The organism is Halorussus rarus, assembly GCF_003369835.1.
In the GTDB taxonomy this organism is placed as follows: Archaea; Halobacteriota; Halobacteria; order Halobacteriales; family Haladaptataceae; genus Halorussus; species Halorussus rarus.
In genome coordinates, this window is the sequence record NZ_QPMJ01000001.1 from 982,070 (window position 1) to 1,000,675 (window position 18,606).

Annotated in this window: 16 protein-coding genes; 6 read left to right on the forward strand and 10 right to left on the reverse strand. The window is 68.8% G+C overall.

Translation table 11 applies throughout. From position 1 onward, the window contains the following. From DVR07_RS04950 to DVR07_RS04965, 4 genes are read right to left on the reverse strand one after another with little or no spacing between them, the layout of a single operon-like run. Positions 1–1,164 (reverse strand): ABC transporter ATP-binding protein, encoded by a 1,164-nt coding sequence (locus DVR07_RS04950; protein WP_115795646.1) that lies wholly within the window; start codon positions 1,162–1,164, stop codon positions 1–3. Between the two features lie 49 nt (positions 1,165–1,213). Further along, the gene (locus DVR07_RS04955; RefSeq protein ID WP_115795647.1) at positions 1,214–2,152 is read right to left on the reverse strand and encodes a carbohydrate ABC transporter permease; all 939 of its coding nucleotides are present in this window, start codon (positions 2,150–2,152) and stop codon (positions 1,214–1,216) included. Between the two features lie 28 nt (positions 2,153–2,180). After that, complete coding sequence (locus DVR07_RS04960; protein WP_115795648.1) at positions 2,181–3,305, reverse strand: carbohydrate ABC transporter permease; 1,125 nt, start codon at positions 3,303–3,305, stop codon at positions 2,181–2,183. Between the two features lie 27 nt (positions 3,306–3,332). Beyond that, positions 3,333–4,718 carry an ABC transporter substrate-binding protein gene (locus DVR07_RS04965; RefSeq protein ID WP_115795649.1) on the reverse strand — a complete coding sequence of 462 codons (1,386 nt, stop codon included), beginning with the start codon at positions 4,716–4,718 and terminating at the stop codon, positions 3,333–3,335. Between the two features lie 309 nt (positions 4,719–5,027). On the opposite strand from DVR07_RS04965, the gene DVR07_RS04970 reads away from it, so the two are divergent. Then, positions 5,028–6,443 (forward strand): class II fumarate hydratase, encoded by a 1,416-nt coding sequence (locus DVR07_RS04970; RefSeq protein ID WP_115795650.1) that lies wholly within the window; start codon positions 5,028–5,030, stop codon positions 6,441–6,443. Between the two features lie 4 nt (positions 6,444–6,447). On the opposite strand, the gene DVR07_RS04975 is transcribed toward DVR07_RS04970, so the two are convergent. Next, positions 6,448–8,394, reverse strand: coding sequence for a cupredoxin domain-containing protein (locus DVR07_RS04975; protein ID WP_162829426.1), 1,947 nt, complete (start codon positions 8,392–8,394; stop codon positions 6,448–6,450). 218 nt (positions 8,395–8,612) lie between these two features. Between DVR07_RS04975 and DVR07_RS04980 the strand changes: the two genes are divergently transcribed. Beyond that, positions 8,613–9,011 carry a hypothetical protein gene (locus tag DVR07_RS04980; protein WP_115795652.1) on the forward strand — a complete coding sequence of 133 codons (399 nt, stop codon included), beginning with the start codon at positions 8,613–8,615 and terminating at the stop codon, positions 9,009–9,011. Between the two features lie 22 nt (positions 9,012–9,033). Here DVR07_RS04980 and DVR07_RS04985 read toward each other — a convergent pair whose 3' ends face one another. The 3 genes from DVR07_RS04985 to DVR07_RS04995 all read right to left on the reverse strand — a co-directional run bounded on the left by DVR07_RS04985 (position 9,034) and on the right by DVR07_RS04995 (position 12,893). Further along, positions 9,034–9,735 (reverse strand): TMEM165/GDT1 family protein, encoded by a 702-nt coding sequence (locus tag DVR07_RS04985; protein ID WP_115795653.1) that lies wholly within the window; start codon positions 9,733–9,735, stop codon positions 9,034–9,036. A 190-nt stretch (positions 9,736–9,925) separates the two neighbouring features. Beyond that, positions 9,926–10,873, reverse strand: a complete 948-nt coding sequence (locus DVR07_RS04990; RefSeq protein WP_115795654.1) for a hypothetical protein — start codon at positions 10,871–10,873, stop codon at positions 9,926–9,928. An 88-nt stretch (positions 10,874–10,961) separates the two neighbouring features. Beyond that, positions 10,962–12,893, reverse strand: coding sequence for an ABC transporter ATP-binding protein (locus DVR07_RS04995; RefSeq protein WP_115795655.1), 1,932 nt, complete (start codon positions 12,891–12,893; stop codon positions 10,962–10,964). A gap of 190 nt (positions 12,894–13,083) precedes the next feature. Here DVR07_RS04995 and DVR07_RS05000 point away from each other — a divergent pair, with 190 nt between their 5' ends. From DVR07_RS05000 to DVR07_RS05015, 4 genes are all read left to right on the forward strand, one after another. Beyond that, entirely contained in the window at positions 13,084–13,548 is a 465-nt protein-coding gene (locus DVR07_RS05000) for a PH domain-containing protein (protein ID WP_115795656.1), read from the forward strand. Then, positions 13,545–15,134, forward strand: a complete 1,590-nt coding sequence (locus DVR07_RS05005; RefSeq protein WP_115795657.1) for a PH domain-containing protein — start codon at positions 13,545–13,547, stop codon at positions 15,132–15,134. Before DVR07_RS05000 ends, DVR07_RS05005 begins: the two co-directional genes overlap by 4 nt. Before the next feature lie 36 nt (positions 15,135–15,170). Next, the gene (gatE, locus tag DVR07_RS05010; RefSeq protein ID WP_115795658.1) at positions 15,171–17,048 is read left to right on the forward strand and encodes a Glu-tRNA(Gln) amidotransferase subunit GatE; all 1,878 of its coding nucleotides are present in this window, start codon (positions 15,171–15,173) and stop codon (positions 17,046–17,048) included. A gap of 93 nt (positions 17,049–17,141) precedes the next feature. Next, a complete protein-coding gene (locus tag DVR07_RS05015; RefSeq protein ID WP_115795659.1) occupies positions 17,142–17,975 on the forward strand; it encodes a formate/nitrite transporter family protein in 834 nt (277 codons plus the stop codon). On the opposite strand, the gene DVR07_RS05020 is transcribed toward DVR07_RS05015, so the two are convergent. Together DVR07_RS05020 and DVR07_RS05025 are read right to left on the reverse strand one after the other, a co-directional pair. Further along, positions 17,921–18,169: a DUF1345 domain-containing protein gene (locus tag DVR07_RS05020; protein ID WP_115795660.1), complete on the reverse strand. Its 249-nt coding sequence runs from the start codon at positions 18,167–18,169 to the stop codon at positions 17,921–17,923. The genes DVR07_RS05015 and DVR07_RS05020 overlap by 55 nt on opposite strands. 158 nt (positions 18,170–18,327) lie before the next feature. Beyond that, positions 18,328–18,576, reverse strand: coding sequence for a hypothetical protein (locus DVR07_RS05025; protein WP_115795661.1), 249 nt, complete (start codon positions 18,574–18,576; stop codon positions 18,328–18,330). Positions 18,577–18,606: the final 30 nt, after the last annotated feature.

Below are 18,606 nucleotides of genomic sequence, written 5' to 3' on the forward strand. Positions count from 1 at the left end.
TCAGAAGTTGGCCTGCGCGACCTCGGTCCGCTCGAGTTCGCGGTTGTGGAGCGCCTCGCCCGTGTCCCGGTCGAAGACGTGGATGGCCTCCTCGGGGATGCGGGAGACGACCTCCTGGCCGCTCTCGACGTTGCGCATGCCCGAGACGGTGGCGACGAACGTCTCGACCTCCTCGCCGGTCGCGTCGACGCGCTCGGCGCCGGCGAAGGTGAGGTAGACGTTGTTCTCGTCGCCCATCGGCTCGACCACGTCGACGCGGGTCCGGAAGTCGTGGCGTTCGTCGCCCTGGCCGACCAGTTCGATGTCCTCGGGGCGGATGCCCAGGACGAGCCGGTCGTGGCCCTCGACGTCGGCCAGCGTCTCCTCGGACAGCGCGTACTCGAAGTCGTCGGCGACGAGCGCGCCGTCCTCGAGTTCGCAGTCGAAGAAGTTCATCGACGGCTCGCCGATGAACCCGGCGACGAAGACGTTCCGGGGCTCGTGGTAGCACTCCAGCGGCGTGCCGACCTGCTGGAGCTCGCCGTCGTTGAGGATGGCGATTCGGTCGCCCATGGTCATCGCCTCCGTCTGGTCGTGGGTGACGTACACCGTGGTGACGCCGAGGTCCTCCTGGAGGCGCTGGAGTTCGGTCCGCATCTGCGAGCGGAGCTTGGCGTCGAGGTTGCTGAGCGGCTCGTCCATCAGGAACACCTCGGGGTCGCGGACGATGGCGCGGCCGAGCGCGACCCGCTGCTGCTGGCCGCCAGAGAGCTCCCGGGGCTTGCGGTCGAGCAGGTCGGCGATGCCCATCATCTCGGCGGTCTGCTCGACCTGGGCGGCGATCTCGTCGTCGGGCATGTCGGTCGACTCCTCCAGCCCGAAGCTCATGTTCTCCCGCACGGTCATGTGGGGGTAGAGCGCGTACGACTGGAACACCATCGCGATGTCCCGCGTGGTCGGCGGCTCGTCGGTGATCGAGCGGCCGCCCAGCCGGATGTCGCCCCGCGAGACCGTCTCCAGGCCCGCGATCATCCGCAGCGTCGTCGACTTGCCGCAGCCCGAGGGGCCGACCAGCACGAGGAACTCGCCGTCCTCGATGTCGACGTCGGCGTCGTCGACCGCGACGATGCGGTCGCCGTCGTCGTCGAACCACTTGGTGACGCCGTCGAGCGTCAGTTCGGCCATCGTACTGTCCTCCGTCGCGAACCGGTGTAAATGTTTGTCGCACTCATGGTTACGAACCCGCAACTCCTTCCGCGAACTGTTCGCCGAACAGGACGTACACCAGCAGCGTGGGCAGGGCCGCGACGAACGCGCCCGCCATCTGGGTGTTGAACGACTGGATGATGCCGCCGGTGAGGCTGTTGAGCGCCACGGTCACCGGGGCGGCCGCCCCGCCGCCGGACGGCAGGATGACCAGCGCGAACAGCAGGTCGTTCCAGATCTGGGTGAACTGGTAGATCAGCGTCACCGCGAACATCGACGTCGACAGCGGCAGCACGATGTTGCGGTAGATGCTGAACACGCTCGCGCCGTCGAGCTTCGCGGCCTCGATCATCTCGACGGAGAGGTTCTGGTAGTAGCCCCGGAACAGCAGGAACGTGATGGGGATCCCGTACGCGACGTGGGTGATGATGAGGTTGATGATGCTCGCGTAGTGCTCGTGCATCAGCGGGAGCCCCCAGAGGAACGACAGCAGCTCCTGGGTGTTCACGATGGCGAACAGCCGCGAGAGGGGCACCAGCACCGCCTGGTACGGGATGAAGATGCCGGCGACGAACAGCGCGACGATCGGCATCTGGTACTTCCAGTCGATGGTGGTCAGCCCGTAGGCCGCGATCGAACCCAGCCCCGCCGACAGGATGGTCGCCGGGACCGCCAGCAGCATGCTGTTGATCAGCGCGTGGGACATCTCGTTGAACGCGACCCGCCACGGTTCGAGGGTGAACCCGCCGAAGATGGGCGGGACGAACGGCACCGTCCGGTTGAACGCGTCGGTCGTCTTGAACGCGGTCATCAGCCCCGCCTCGAGCGGGGCGAGGTAGAAGCCGACGAGGCCGAACAGGACGACGTACAGCGCGATTCGTCGCCTGCCGGCGTCGCGGACGGCGTCCGCGATCTCCTCGCGGCGCGTGCGGTTCTCCGGCGTGGGTGTGGCCGGCGGACTGCTCATCGCTCACCTCTTCGGTTCCGTCGGTCGGTCATAGCTCTCCCCTCCGGTACTCGCTGTAGAGGTACGGGGTGACCACCGCCAGCGCCATGCCGAACAGCACGATGGCGATGGCCGACCCGTACGCCCAGTTGTTCGACCCGAACGCCTCGCGGAACATCATCGTCGCGAGGATGTCGGCGGCCGGGCCGGGGTGGTTGCCGAACATCACGTAGAGGAAGTCGAACGCCTTCAGCGCGAACACCATCAGCACCACCGCGGCGCTCATGGTCGAGGCCCGCAGCTGGGGCAGGATGACCCGCCAGTACATCTTGATCGTGCTCGCGCCGTCGACCCTGGCGGCCTCGTAGTGAGCGGTCGGAATCGCTCGCAGGCCCGCGAGGTAGACGACCATCGCGTAGCCCGAGTACTGCCAGATGAGCGCGAAGATGACCGCGGCCAGCTTCGTCGACGGGTTCGAGATCCACTGGGTCGTCAGGAAGCCCAGCCCGAACTGGCGGAGCGTGACGTTTATCATCCCGATCTGGGGGTTGTACATCCACGCCCAGAACTTCGCGGTCACGACGAACGAGAGGCTCATCGGCAGCAGGTATATCGTTCGGAAGGTGTTCTCGAACCTGATGCCCTGGTCGATCAGGATGGCCAGCAGCATGCCGAACAGCAGGCAGACGGTGGTGAACACCACCAGCAGGACCAGGGTGTTCCGGGCCGCGGTCCAGAACGTGGGGTCCGAGAACGCCTGTCGGTACATCTCGAGGTCGAACTCCGAAATCGCGTACTCCGGCAGGATGAGCCCGCTGAAGTCGGTCAGCGAGATGACGAGGTTCCAGCCGATGGCGCCGTAGACGAAGAACGCCATCAGCAGGAACGGCGGCAGCCAGAACGGGATCGACTGCACGAAGTCGCTCGACGTGAGCGACCGAAGGGTCCCCGTCTCGGAGTCTGTGCGCTCGCCGGTGACGGTCGCGCCGCCGTCAGAACGGAGCTCTGACGAGGTTCGCGGACTGTCGGTCCGCTCACCGCCGTCAGAACGGAGCTCTGACGAGTCACCCGAGTCGGCGGTCGGCTCGGCGCCGCCGGTGGGAACGTCCGGCGCCCCGCCGTCTCCGCTATCTCCGGGGGTTACCCGTCGGAGTACGTCTCTAAGTCGTTGCATGGGAAAAACGGACAGTCGGGACCGACTTCAGTTGAACGCCTGCTCGAACTGGTTGTAGGTCTCGTCGACGTTCCAGTTCGAGATGAACGTCGACATCGCCTCGCCGATGTTGCTCTTGATCTCCGGCGCGACGGCCAGCCCGTGCTGGATGGACTGGACCTGGGCGTCGGAGTTCTTGAAGTCGTCCATCTGCCGGGTGAGGAACGGCCCGAACGCGTCGCTCGGGACGTCGGTGCGCGGCGGGATCGACCCCTTCTTGGGGTTGAACCGCTTCTGGGCGTCGACCGAACCGCAGTACTGCAGGAACTTCTTGGTCGCCTCGGGCGAGGGGTTGTTGGTCGGCATCGGGAACGAGTCCATGTTGAGCGCGTAGACGCCCTCGGACCCGGGGAACGGGACGTGGTTCCAGTCGGACTCGAACTCGAAGCCGTCCTGCGAGCGGTACATGCCCGCGGCCCAGTCGCCCTGGTGGAAGAACGCCGCGTCGCCCTTCAGGATGTTCTGGTTGGTCTGGGTCCAGTCGACCGAGCCCGCGTCGTCGTTGAAGTACTCCTTGTACTGCTTGACGATGCTGAGCGAGTCCTTGATCTTCTTCTTGTTCTCGGCGACTTTACCGTCGGTGAACGCGTTGTACGTCTCGACGCCGTACTCGCCGAGCAGCACCGACGCCCACATCTGGGTGGTCGACCAGGCCGAGGAGGTCTGGTGGGCCATCCCGACCGCGTCGGTGTTGTTCTCTACCTTCTTCATCGCGGCGACGAGGTCGCTGGGCTTGCTGATCGACGACGGGTCGACGCCCGCGTCCTCGACGACCGAGACGTTGTAGAAGAGGTTGTTGAGCCGGTGGATGTTGATCGGCACCGACACGAACGTCCCGTTCGGGGCGGCCGCGTCCTTCGGCCCCTGCAGGTAGGCGTCCTTCATCCCGTTCTGCGACCAGACCGACTCACCGATGTCCTCGAGCTTGTTCGCCTGGATGTACGGCTGGAGGTTCGCGCCCGGCCACGCTTGCCAGGTGCTCGGCGGGTTGTTGTTCAGCACCCGCTTCTTGATGACCGTCTTGAGGTTCTGGCCCGCGCCGCCCGACACCGGGTTCTCGTTGACCTCGATGTCGGGGTACTTCTTCTTGAAACCGTCGAACAGCGCCTTGATGGCGGGACCGCCGTCGCCGCCGGTCCACCAGTGCTGGACCTCCAGCGTGTTGTAGTCCGTCGAGGAGTCGTCCTCCGTCGTCGTGTCACCGCCGGAGTCGCCGCCTTCGGTCGTGGTGTCGTCCGCGGTGGTCGTTTCGACGTCGCCGTCACCGCCGCCGCCCATACAGCCCGCGAGACCGGTCACGCCGATGGTACCCGCACCGGCGACTTTCAGGTAGTCGCGCCGAGAAACGTCGGAACCTTCGTTGGCATCTGTCATGCTCAAAGCCTAGGGAGTGCATCAGCCACCAGCTACTTAAACGTTATTGAAATTAATGCAATACCGAGTAAATTGACAACCAGTAACATGACGGGTGCTACTCGACGCCACCCGTCGCAGTACGGTGGTTTTCGGCCCGAGATTTCTATCAGGATTTCTGCCATTTCCGGAGGTGACGGGATTCTATCAACTCTTTCGCAGTTGAATCGCCGCCGTACCGGGGTCTCCGGAGTCGACCGCCGAGTCGGCCCCACCGGCGGGAGCGTTCCGGAGGGTTTTACGCCCGCTGGGGACCAACCCTCGACCCGTATGAGCGACGACGAGGACTACCGGATCGAGCAGGACAGCCTCGGAGAGATGCAGGTGCCCGCCGACGCCTACTGGGGCGCCCAGACCCAGCGCGCGCTCGGGAACTTCCCCATCTCGGGCATCACCTTCGGCCGCCGGTTCGTGCGGGCGCTCGGCGTCGTCAAGAAGGCCGCCGCCGAGGCCAACCGCGACCTCGAACTGGTCCCGGAGGAGAAGGCCGACGCCGTCGTCGAGGCCGCCGACGAGGTCATCGCCGGCGAGCACGACGACCAGTTCCCCGTCGACGTGTTCCAGACCGGGTCGGGCACCTCGACGAACATGAACGCCAACGAGGTCATCGCCAACCGCGCGACCGAGATCTACGGCGGCGAGGTCGGCACGCGCGAGATCCACCCCAACGACCACGTCAACTTCGGGCAGTCGTCCAACGACGTCATCCCGACCGCGATGCACGTCGCGTCGCTCGAAGCGGTCGAGAAGGACCTGCTGCCCGCGCTCGACCAGCTCCGCGAGGCGCTCGAGGACAAAGAAGCGGAGTTCGACGGCGTGGTCAAGACCGGTCGGACCCACCTCCAGGACGCCACGCCGGTCCGGCTCGGCCAGGAGTTCGGCGGCTACCGCACCCAGGTCGAGAAGGGCCTCGCCCGGCTCGACCACGTCAGGGACCACCTCTCGGAACTGGCCCTCGGCGGCACCGCGGTCGGCACCGGCCTCAACACCCATCCGGACTTCCCGGAGAAGGCCGCGGCGTACATCTCCGAGGAGACCGGCGTCGAGTTCCGCGAGGCCGACAACCACTTCGAGGCCCAGGCCGCCCACGACGCGATGAGCGAGGCCCACGGTGCGCTCCGGACCATCGCGGGGTCGCTCAACAAGATCGCCAACGACCTCCGACTGCTCGCCTCCGGCCCCCGTAACGGCCTGGGCGAGCTCGAACAGCCCGAGAACCAGCCCGGCAGCTCCATCATGCCCGGCAAGATCAACCCCGTCGTCGCCGAGGCTGTCAACCAGGTCCACAAGCAGGTCGTCGGCAACGACGCCGCGGTGAGCGCGGGCGCCGCCGAGGGCCAGATCGACCTCAACCTCTACAAGCCGGTGCTGGCGCACAACTTCCTCCAGTCGGCCGAACTGCTCGCGAACGGCTCGGAGGTGTTCGCCGAGAAGTTCGTCCGGAAGCTGGAGGCCAACGAGGAGCACGTCGAGAAGCAGGTCGAGCAGAGCATGGCGCTGGCCACCGCACTCAACCCCCACATTGGCTACGACAAGGCCAGCGACGCCGCCAAGACCGCGCTCAAGGAGGGCAAGACGGTCAAGCAGGTCGTCGTCGAGAAGGGCTACCTCAGCGAGGAGGAGGCCGACGAGGTCATCGACCCCGAGGCGATGACCCACCGGGGCATCCTCGGCAGCGACGACTGAGTCGCTACTCGGCGGTGGTCGTCCCACCGGCGCCAGTGGTCGTCTCGCTCCCCGACTCGGGCGGTTCGTCGTTCGTCCCCGGGACGCCCCGGCCCTCGAAGAAGTCGCCGGCCCACTGTGCGATCCAGATGTCCTGGTTGGCGAGGTACAGCGCCTGCGCCGTCGTGAACCGGTCGTTCGACACCGACCACTCGTCGGCGTCGGTGTCGTAGGTGACCTCCGTGTTGTACACCGCAGCCTGCCCGAACTCCCCGCCGGCGTCCTGCGGGAGCGGGAGGGCGTACTCGGCGTCCTCGCTCCGCGACTGCGGGCGCTCGGCGCGCTGGAGTCGCCCGCGGTTGAACGTCTGGTTGAAGTACGACGCGTACTTCTCCCGCGCGCCGCCGATGCCGAGGACGGCGTCGGCCGCGTTGACGCCGCCGGTGATGTCGCCGGCGTCCCGCGCGGTGACGGTGTACGTTCCGTCGCCGGTGCCGTCGGCGAAGGTGCCAGCCCCCTCGTCCCAGAGGTCCTCCAGAAGATACGTGAGGACGGGTCGGGCCATCTCCTCGCGGTCCACGCCCGGAATCTGGGAGGCCCAGAGCAGCCCCTGACCGACCGCTCCCTGTGCGGCCGCCCGGTTCCCGGACTCGACCGAGAGCGCGCCGCCGTCGCGGAGTCGCTCCTCGACCGCACTCGCGAGGCCCTCGGCGTACTCCGTGGCCCGATTCCGGAGCTCCTCGCTCCCGGCGTGAGTCCCGTACCAGCCGACCGCGCCGAGCATCACGCCGAGGTCCCGGACCGAGCCCATCTCCAGCACGGCCTCGGGCGGAAACGCCTCGAACGTCGTCTTCGCCATCCCGTCGGTGAGCCGCTGGATCTTCTCGGCCGGAATCAACGGTTCGGGGTTGACGTAGCCGTACCACCCGCCCTTCGCGAGGCTGGTCATGTCCGAGAGGAACCACAGCATCGCTGCGTGTTGCATCGGCCGCGCCGTGGCGTCCACCACCTCGCCCGTGTTCGGGTTGAAGCCGGAGACGAGCTCGAGGGTGTCGTCGCCCCTCGTGAGCGCGCCGTTGCCGTCCGGCCCGCCCTCGATCAGCGTGGCGTTGATGGCGATCTGTGCGACGGTCGCGAGCAGTTGCGTCCGGAACTTCGGGGCCATCCCTCCCGGGAGCTTGTCGAAGTGCGCCTGGAAGTTCTTCGCCCACGTCACCCCCTTCAGGTGGGTCCACGCCACCGACGCCGGGCTCACCACGCCCGACATCTCCGACTCGTCCCACGCCATCGTGTCGGCGTGGATGCGCTCGACGTCCGCGCTGAACGGCGCGACCGGCTGCTGGGTGAACTGCGGGTCGCCCTCGGTGAACGGCGCCATGTTCAGGTTCGGGTTCCTGATGGGCGGCCGGTCGACGTCGGCGTTCTGCAGTATCCCCCGCAGTCGCTGCTCGAACATCTGCTGCTGTTGCTCGTTGTGCGGGAACAACACCCCGACGCCGCTCACCGCGATGGTGGTGTTCATGTTGTACAGCGAGTACCAGTAGGAGTCCCAGGTCGCGTCCTGACAGTTGTAGGCCGCCTGCTGTGTCGTCTGCGTGGTCTGTGTCGCGCCACCCCCGGCCTGGATGTCGCCAACCATGGTCGAGGGATGAACCGTACAGACGTACCGGTCCATCTCCTCCGACGCCGTGAAGGAGAGCGTTCGCGTCTCCCCCTGGTTCGACATCGTCTCCGTACTCGCGACGTCGTCGCCGTCGGCGTCCGTGATGGTGAAGTTGTGCGGCGCGCCGTCGAGGTTCTCCCAGACGACCTCGTACTCGGTCCCCGGTCGAAGCGTCAACGTCGGGTTCGTCTCGCTCTCGATGGACGCCGGTGCGCGGCCCTGCCACCCCTGGATGCGGCCGCCGAGTTCGTACCTGGTCGCGTCGTCCTGTCCGGCTGCGAGTCCGCCGAGGCCGCCGACTGCGCCCACCGCTCCCGTCGCGACCGCCCCGCGAAGGAATCGCCGTCTCGAAGCCGGTTTCGTACGGAATCCGCCGTTCGCGTCGTCTGTCATTGCTTCTCGTACCCCCGGAGAGCGTACCGCGGTCGCACTGATAAGTCGGGGGCGGATGCGCAATTCGAATGCACAACCGCCGCCGACCGAAACGCCCACCAGTCGTTTCAGGCGTGCTACCGTGCCGCTAGTGCATGTCCGACCGAGACACCGCTACCTTCGACATGACGCGCAACGAGGCGCGGGTCGTCATCGCCGCGCTCTCCGACGAGGAGATGACCGCCTCCGGCGACCGGGCCGTTCGGCTCCAGAACGTCCAGGACCACCTCGCGGCCGAGTTCGACTTCGACGAGCACCGGGGCGTCGAGAAGGGCGAGATGGCGGCGGGCGACGACGGCGGCTGGCTCGACAACGACGCCATCTTCGGCGACAACGACCCCGACGACACCGAGGAGATTCAACTCTCGCGCGCCGAGGCCGACGTAGTGCTGGACTCGCTCGCCGATTTCGAACTGGATGAGACCCACGAGAACGCCGGAACGGCCGAGAACGTGCGCGAGCGCGTCGCGGACGCCTTCGACGACAGCCGGTAGCGGACTCCTCCGAAGCCCGGACTCAGAACGGGAGTGCGGCCGTAATCGCGCCGGCGATGGTCCCGACGACCGCCTCCCAGACCGAGAAGCCCGTGAGGATCTGGAGGACGGCGTCCAGCCCGAAGAACAGGAACAGCGCCGCGCCGGCGTAGTGGGCCTTCCGGACGTCGAACGAGTGGGAGAACTTGTGGAAGAAGAACGCGTTGGCGATGCTGACCGGGATGATGGCCAGCATCTCGCCCGCCCAGATGGCCGGGCTCGCGCCGTACTGGACCGCCAGCCCGATGGTGACGAGCTGGGTCTTGTCGCCGAACTCCCCGGCCGCCATCATGGCGAAGATGGGGAGGAACCCGCCGAGCGCGTTCGGGACGTCGCGGCCGAACACCGACACGTCGAGGTCGCCGGCGCCCATGACGCCGCCGTCGGTCTCGGCGGGAGCCTCCCCCGGGTCGGGGGCCGACCGGACTAGCAGGGCGGCGAACAGTAGGAACAGCACTGCGGTGAACGCCGTGAGCACGACCGGCGGGAGCGCGCCCTTGAGCGCGCTCCCGAACCAGATCTCGAGCGCGGTCCACCCGGCGAACGCGCTGCCGGCGGCCGCGACGACGACCCAGGGGTCGTAGCGGGTCGCGAGACCGGCGATGATGAACTGGACCTTCTCGCCGGGCAGGACGGCCAGCTGGGCGGTGAACGCCACGACGAGGATCTCGAGCCAGCCGGTCATCGGCGTCTCACCTCCGCGGAGAAGTCCGAGACCGAGCGGTGGCCGCGAGAGCGGGCACCGACTGTAGACAGCATAGTTGGTATAATTTAGATTCGTCTAAACCAAAAAGGTTGTCGCTCTAATCACCGGGTCCGGGACGCCCTCTCCCGAGTCGCGGGGCCTTGAACCCGTGAGCGCTCTCGACCTCGATTCACCAGTTCCGACTGCTCTCGAGGTAGAGGTGCGCGAGCGCGAGGCCGAACACGGGGAACAGCACCGCACCCACGGCGGCCCCGACGATGGCGGGCGCGACGTCGTACGGTCCGCCGAACGCCGCCGCCACGTAGTCCGAGCCCAGGACGACGAGGAGGTAGGCGACCGCCACGACGAACATCTTCCGGGCGTTCTCGCGGGTCGCGCGCCACCCGGCCCGGACGCTGGCGAGGGGGCCGGCCCGGTCGACGACGCAGGCCTGGAACGCGAGCAGGAGGCGGTCGAGGAGGTACGCCGGCACGACCAGCAGCGCCAGCCCCGGGAGATAGCGCTCGCTCTCCATCGCGGCGTACGACGGGAGCCCGCCGAACGCGACCAGCACTCCCACGGCGACCGCCGTGCCGGCCAATGCCGGAAGTCGCTTCGTCGCGGCGACCACCCGGGCGCCGAGCGGCCGGGCCTCGGCGGTCAGCGTCTCGCCGGCCACCGCGTCGGCGGCGGTCAGCGAGAACGCGCCGGCCGCGACCGCGAGGGCGAGGAACTGGGCGAGGTACGCCGGGAGCACCCAGTCGGCGACCTCGAGGTCGGCGGTGGGCGACGACCGGGTGACGCCGGCCACCGCGACGACCGCCGGGAGCCCCGCGGCGAGCGCGACCCCAAACAGTTCCCGGCGGTGCCGCGCGACCCCCCACGACCACCGGAGGGTGTCGAGCACGTCGAGTTTCCGGACGTGGACGCGGGGGGACCGCCGGGCGGAACGGTCCTCGGAATCAGAGTGGTCGACGGAGCTGTCCGCGGCCGCGGGGTTGCGGGCGTCGCGGGCGCCACCGTCGTCGACAGGGGAGTGGCCGGTCGTGCTGCCGTCGAGTCCGGTCGCGTCTCGGCGTCCGCGGTCGCGGTCGCGCTCGACGGACTCGCGCCCGGTTCCGTCCCGCCGGTCGTCCATGCGGCGTCGTTCACGAACGGCTGATATAAATTTCGCGGAGGCGGCGCGGGCGAGCGCGCTGCACTGCCGCGCCGTGGTCGGGTCGGCCTCAGTCCATCGACTCGCCGCTCCCCATCCCCTCCCGGGCGACCCGGGCGCTGGCCTGCTCGACGAACTCGTCGGGCAGGCGGTCGATCTCGCCGGCCTGGACCCGCCAGAGGTTGGCGTACAGCCCCTCCTCGGCCAGCAGTTGCTCGTGGGTGCCCCGCTGGACGATGCGGCCGTCCTCGACCACGAGGATGGTGTCGGCGTCGCGCACCGTCGAGAGCCGGTGAGCGATGACGAAGGTCGTGCGGTCGGCCGCCAGCTTGTCGATGGACTGCTGGATGAGCATCTCGGTCTCGGTGTCGACCGCGGAGGTCGCCTCGTCGAAGACGAGAATCTCCGGGCGCTGGAGGATGGTCCGCGCGATGGCGACCCGCTGGCGCTGGCCCCCCGACAGCTTCACGCCGCGCTCGCCGATGTCGGTGTCGTAGCCCGCCGAGAGGTTCCGGACGAACTCGTGGGCCTCCGCCCGTTTCGCGGCCTCGACGACCTCCTCGCGGCTCGCGTCGAAGCTCCCGTACCGGATGTTCTCCGCGACCGTCCCGTCGAACAGGAAGTTGTCCTGGCCGACGTACCCCATCGACCGCCGGAGGCTGGCGATGGTCACGTCGCGTACGTCCGTCCCGTCGATCCGTACCGCGCCCTCGTCGACGTCGTAGAGGCGCAGCAGCAGTTTGACGATGGTCGTCTTGCCCGCGCCGGTCGGGCCCACGATGCCGACAGTCTCCCCGGGTTCGGCCTCGAAGTCGACGTCCTCGAGGACAAATTCGTCCTCGTACCCGAACGAGACGTCGTCGAACTCGACCCGGCCCTCGACGTCGCCGAGGTCGGTGGCGTCGGGCGCGTCCTCGATGCCGACCGGGAGGCTCATCAGCCCGAGAATGCGCTTGGTCGAGGCCTTCGCGTCCTCGTAGCGCTCGACGATGTTGCCCATCTGGGCGAGGGGGTTGACCATGCGCTGGGTCAGCAGCAGGAACGTCGTGAGCCTGCCCACGGTGAGGTCGCCCGAGAACGGGTCGGGCGGCCCCTGCAGTATCCAGACGCCGCCGACGACGAACGTGGCGATGAACGCCAGCGACGTGAGCGCCTGCAGACCGGGTCGGTAGACGAAGCTCAGCCGGAGCGCGAGCCAGTCGAGCCGGAAGTACCGGTAGGAGTGGTCCTCCACCCGCTCGTCCTCGTACTCCTCGGTGTTGCTCGCCTTGATGACCTGGATGCCGTTGAGGTTGTTCTCCAGCCGGCTGTTGAGGTCGCCGATGGACGACCGGACGTCCGAGTAGCGCTCCTCGGCCAGCCGGGTGTACCAGTAGGTGAACAGCACGGAGAGGGGGATGACGACAAGCGTCACCGCCGCCAGCTGGGCGTTGAACCAGAGCAGGACGGCGGCGGTGCCGGCCATCAGGACGGCGAGCTGGATGGCCTCGCCCATCATCGAGTCGAGGAACTGCTCCAGCCGGTTGGTGTCGTTCGAGAGGATGGAGATGAGCTCGCCGGTCTGCATCTCGTCGAAGAAGTCCATGTCGAGCCGCTGCATCCGCTGGTAGGTGGCGGTCCGGACCTCGTGTTTCACCCGGTGGGAGAAGAGGTTGAGCGAGGTCTGGCGCACGAAGTTGAGGACCGCCTGGCCGACCATCGCGACCGCCATCAGGCCCACGGCGAACCAGAACTGGTCGAGGGTGCCGTCGGGGAGCCGCGCCGCCGGGAAGCCGGGCAGCGCGAACGGCTGGTCGCTGCGGAACACGGCGTCTATCGCCACCCCGAGCACGACCGGCGGGACCAGCGAGAGCCCCCTGGCTCCGATGCTCGACAGGATGCCGAGCAGGAACCACTTGCGTGCGCCCTCGCCGAACCGAACGAACAGCTGTATCAGCGGATGCTCTACCTCCTCGCGGTGTTTCTCGACGTACTCGGCGTCGAGGGGTTGGTCCCTACTCATCGAAGTCGGTAATCCCTGGGTCGTACCCGCACGCCTCTCAAAAATCTTGGCGAACCAGCATGCGCGTCCGGGGAATCGCTTGCCTCCTGTCCCAGATTGCGTCCGCGTCGTCCCGTCGGGGCCGGGCTGTTCCGGACCGCGTCGAGCGCAGACGGGGGGACTTATCGGCCGCGAGGTACTTCACCCGCACATGGAAGTGTTGAATCCGCGCGTCCGGCTCGCCTGGAGCGTCGGCGCGGTCACGACCGCCGTCGTCCTCGGCATCGCCGTCGCCGCAGTGGACCGGTTCGCGCTCGGCGTGGGCCTCTGGGTCGCAGTCGCGGTCGCGGTCGCCGCACTGGTCCTGGGCGTCGCCTTCGCCGTCCTCCGGTACCGCGTCTGGCGGTTCGAGGTGCGCGAGGACGACCTCTACCTGGAGCGCGGCGTCCTGACCCGGGTGAACACGGTTGTCCCGTTCGTCCGGGTCCAGCACGTCGACACCCAGCGCGGGCCGGTCGAGCGCGCGCTCGGACTCGCCAGCGTCGTGGTGTACACCGCCGGGTCGCGGGGCGCCGACGTGCGCGTGCCGGGGCTGACGCCCGAGCGGGCCGACGACCTCCAGGAACGGCTCCGCCGCCTCGCCATCGAGAGCGAGAGCGACGCCGACGCGGTATGAGGCTCCACCCGTTCTCCGTCCCGCTCCGGGCGGCGTCCCGCGGGCTCAGCATCGGCCTCATGCTGTTCTTCCTCGGCCAGTCGCTGTCGGGGACCGACTTCCTCCCGTTCCCGCTCGCGGGGCCGGTGCTGGTCGCGCTGGCCGCCCTCGGCGTGCTCGCGGCCGCGCTCTGGCAGGTCGCCTACTACCGGCGGTTCGAGTACGACCTCACCGACGACGGCCTCGAAATCGCGTCGGGAGTGGTCTCGCGCCGCCACCGCGAGATTCCGCTCGGCCGAGTCCAGAACGTCGACATCTCGCGCAACGTGATCCAGCGCGCGCTCGGGGTCGCCGCTCTCGACGTCGAGACGGCCGGCGGCGGCGCGACCGAGGCCAGCCTCCGGTACGTCGGCTACGACGAGGCCAAGCGCCTCCAGCGCGAGATACAGCGACTGAAACGCGACGGCGCCGAGGCGGACGCCGACGGCGAACCGCGCGAGGAGGCCGAGGAACTGCTCTTCGAGCTCCGGACCGAGGAGCTGGCGCTGCTGAGCGTCCTCTCGTTCGACTTCCGGTACCTCTCGCTGCTGGCGTTCGGGCCGGCCGCCTTCCCCTTCCTGCCCGGGTTCGCCGAGGTCGCCGTCGTCGGCGGCGTCCTGCTCGTGGCGCTGCTGCTCGGCGCGCTGTGGGTCATCAGCGCCGCGGTCACGTTCGCCCGCTACTACGGCTTCCGGCTCGCCCGCGTCGACGACGAGCTCCGGTACGAGCGCGGCCTGCTCCAGCGCTACGACGGGTCGATCCCGCTGTCGAAGGTCCAGACGCTCACCCTCGAGGCCAACGTCCTGATGCGGCGGTTCGGCTACGCCACGCTGGCGGTCGAGACCGCCGGCTACGGGCCGGGACAGGCGCCCTCGCAGGGGTCGGAGGCCGCGGTGCCGCTGGCGACCCGCGAGCGCGTGCTCCGGCTGGCCCGCGAGGTCGAGGAGTTCGACCTGCCGGCGTTCGAGCGCCCGCCGAAGCGGGCCCGGACGCGGTACGCGTTCCGGTACGCGCTCGCGCTGCTCGGCCTCGCCGGTGCGCTGTACGTCCTCGAACTCGTCGTGGCACCGCCGGCGCCCGTCCCGCTCGCCGCGATTCCGCTCGCGCTCCTCGTCGTCGCGCCGGTCGCGGCCCACCTCGCGTGGCGCAACCGGGGGTACGCGACCGGCGAGGACCACGCGTTCACGCGCAACGGGTTCTGGAACCGGACGACGAAGGTGGTGCCGTACTACCGGGTCCAGACCGTAATCCAGAGCCAGACCGTCTTCCAGCGCCGCCGCCGGCTCGCCAGCGTCGTCGTCGACACCGCGAGTTCGGCGGGCGGAGCCGCGGCCGCGATGGACCTCGACGCGGCCGACGCCGAGCGCCTCCGGGAGTCCGTCGCCGAGCGGTTGCAGGCGAGTATCGTCGATTCGCCGCCCCGGCGGGCTGCAGCGTCCGACTCCGACCGTGACGCGACCGCAGACGACGACTCGGCCGTAGATGCGGACCCGGATGCCGAGCCGGACGCGGACTCTGACTCGAACTCGGACTCCGACGCCGACCGGGACTCCCCTCGTCGAGACTGAACGGTTTTTTACCCCTCGCGGTCCCAGTGGCGGGTAATGACCGACTACGACCACGACTACGAGGAGCTCGGCCTCGTCGCTGGACTGGAGATCCACCAGCAGCTCGACACCGAGACCAAGCTGTTCTGCGAGTGCCCGACCGAACTCCGCGAGCCCGAGGAGTCGACCCGCCGGTTCACCCGGTTCCTCCACCCGACCAAGAGCGAACTCGGCGAGCTCGACCAGGCCGCCGTCGAGGAGAGCCGGGTCGACCGGGAGTTCGAGTACCTGGCCTACGACTCGACCTGTCTGGTCGAGGCCGACGACGAGCCGCCCCACCGGCTCGACGACGAGGCCCAGGAGGTCGTCCTGGAGATCGCCCAGCTGCTCGACATGGAGCCGGTCGACCAGGCCCACGTCATGCGCAAGATCGTGGTCGACGGGTCGAACACCTCCGGCTTCCAGCGCTCGACCCTGATGGCGACCGACGGCGAGATCGAGACCAGCGAGGGCCCGGTCGGCGTCGAGGACCTGCTGCTGGAGGAGGAGAGCGCTCAGCGCGTCGCGGAGACCGACGAGGGCGTCCGGTACAGCCTCGACCGGCTCGGCATCCCGCTCGTGGAGATCGGCACCGACCCCGACATCCGGTCGCCCGCGCAGGCCCGCGAGGCCGCCGAGACCATCGGGATGCTGCTGCGCTCGACCGGCAAGGTCAAGCGCGGGCTGGGCACCATCCGCCAGGACGTCAACATCTCCATCGCCGAGGGCGCCCGGGTCGAGGTCAAGGGCGTCCAGAGCCTCGACGACATCGACGACCTCGTCGAGAACGAGGTCCACCGCCAGGTCCGCCTGCTCGAGCTCCGCGACGAGCTCCGCGAACGCGACGCCTCGGTGGGCGACGTCGCGGACGTGACCGACGTGTTCGCGGACACCGAGTCGGGCGTCATCGAGTCGGCCATCGAGTCCGGCGGCAAGGTCACCGCGGTCCCGCTCTACGACTTCGACGGCGTCGTAGGCGCCGAGCTCCAGCCCGACCGCCGCCTGGGCACCGAGCTGTCGGACCACGCCAAGCGCCACGGCGCGGGCGGCATCTTCCACACCGACGAGCTCCCGGCCTACGGCGTGACCGACGAGGAGGTCGCGGCGCTCCGGGACGCGGTCGGCGCGGGCGACGACGACGCGGTCGCCATCGTCGCGGCCGACCCCGAGACCGCCGACCTCGCCATCGAGGCGGCGGCCGAGCGGGCCGCGACCGCGCTGGAGGGCGTGCCCGAGGAGACCCGCGGCGCCAACGAGGACGGCACGACCCGGTACCTCCGGCCGCTGCCCGGCGCGGCCCGGATGTACCCCGAGACCGACGTGCCCCCGGTCGAGCCGGACGCCAGCGAGGTCGAAACCCCCGAACTCCTCACCGAGAAGGTCGAGCGCTACCGGGACGAGTACGGCCTCGACGCGGGGCTGGCCGAGCAGGTCGCGTACGGCGAACGCATGCCGCTGTTCGAGCGCGCGGTCGAGGAGTTGGGCTCGGACCCGACGCTCGCGGCCCAGACCGTCGAGAGCACTGTGACCGAGCTCCGGCGCGACGGCGTGCCGGTCGAGAACCTGGAGGAGGACCACTTCCTCGAGACGCTCGAACTGGTCGCCGCGGGCGAGACCGCGAAGGGGAACGTCGGCGAGGCGCTGACTGCGCTCGCCGAGAGCCCCGACCTCACCGCCGCGGAGGCGGTCGAGCGGGAGGGCCTGGGCAGCGCCGACGAGGACGAGGTCCGCGAGGCCATCGTCGACGTGGTCGAGCGCAACCAGGGCCAGGTCGAGGAGCAGGGGATGCAGGCGTTCTCGGCCCTGATGGGCGAGGCGATGGGCGCGCTCGGCGGGAGCGCCGACGGCGACCAGGTGAGTCAGCTCCTGCGCGAGGAGATCCAGAAGCGGGCCTGAGAACGGAGCCGAAGACTGTGACGGGGGCAGAACCTCTTTCAGGGTCGGTCTCGTCACGCCGAGACGATACGTGATCGGAAGCGCCTCCCGACCATGACTGATTCGGACGAGGGCGTGTCCCCGTCGGGTGCGACGCTATCGTACGGAAACATCCTGGAACGGGAGATACAGAACGCGCTCAAGGAGATGCGACGACCCCGAGGTGGGCTCTTTCTGTCGGGGCTGTCGGCCGGCTTGACCGTGAGCTTCGGCGCGCTGTTCATGGGGATGGCGCTGACGTTCTCGGGGGGGTTCGAGTCGATGCTGACCCAGCAGGTCACGCTGGCCAGCGTCTCCTCCATCGGCTTCCTGTTCGTGATCCTCGGCCAGACCGAGTTGTTCACCGCCCACACGACGATGGCCGTCCTCCCCGTCCTCGACGGCCGAGCCTCGGTGGTCGACCTCGCACGACTCTGGGCCGTCGTCTACGCGTCGAACTTGCTCGGCTGTGCCGCGTTCGCCGGCCTGATAGCGCTCGTCGGACCGCCGATGGACATCGTCGACGCCCGGGCGTTCGGTTCACTGGCGCGTGCGCTCGTGCCGCTTTCGTGGTGGGTGATCCTGCTGAGCGGCGTCGTCGCCGGGTGGTTGATGGGTCTCGTCACGTGGCTCGTGGCCGCGAGTCGGGACACGGTCAGCCGGGTGTTGCTCACCGTCGTCGTCACGGCGGGCATCGGCTTCGGTCCGTTTCACCACTCGCTCCTGGGAACGACGGAGGTGCTCTCGGCGCTGTTCCTCGGAACCGGCGTCACGCTCGCCGAGTACGCCCACTTCCTCGGGTGGACCACCCTCGGCAACGTCGTGGGCGGGTCGGTGTTCGTCGGCCTGCTCAACTACGGCCACGCCGCGTTCTCGGGCGAGGAGACCGACACGGCCGCCGGGGAGTAGTGAGTCGGGACCCCCGCGTGGTTACGATTCCGGACGAACGTCGGTCGGACGCCGCGACTGGTTCCGAGGACGAACGCGAAGTACGCGAAGTCCGACTGGCCCGGTCGGTCCGTGCCGGGGAGGGCGAGTCCGTCGTCGGCCGTCCGGTAGTACTCGGCGGCGTAGTGGAGCGCGAACGCGGTGTGGAGCGCCATCCACGCGAACAGACCCCGGTCGCGCTGGCGAGCAGTTTGGCGGTGTCCCGCGGCGTTCCGGACCCGGTCTCGAGCGTGAACAGGACGAACGCGAACGCGAGGCCGGCGAAGCTGATGAACACGACGAGCGTGAAGTCGACCGCGCGTCCCGGCCGCAACTATCCCAGCAGCGAGCCAGCCGCCTCGGTCCGGGCCCAGCCGCTCGTCTCCTCCGGGGTCTGTCGAACCACCAGAAGCCAGGAGAACGCCAGCCAGGCCGCCGCGTACCCGTTCCACGCCAGGAGTATCCGGGTCTCGGTCACGAGGTCGGGTCGCAGGAGGTAGACCCCGACGAAGCACGCGACTGCCAGCGGCGTCGGGACCCGGTCGAGCGGGCGGCTCGCGTACCGTGCAGCGGTCGTGAGCATCGGAGCGGTACGGTCGGGATACCGCCCCGA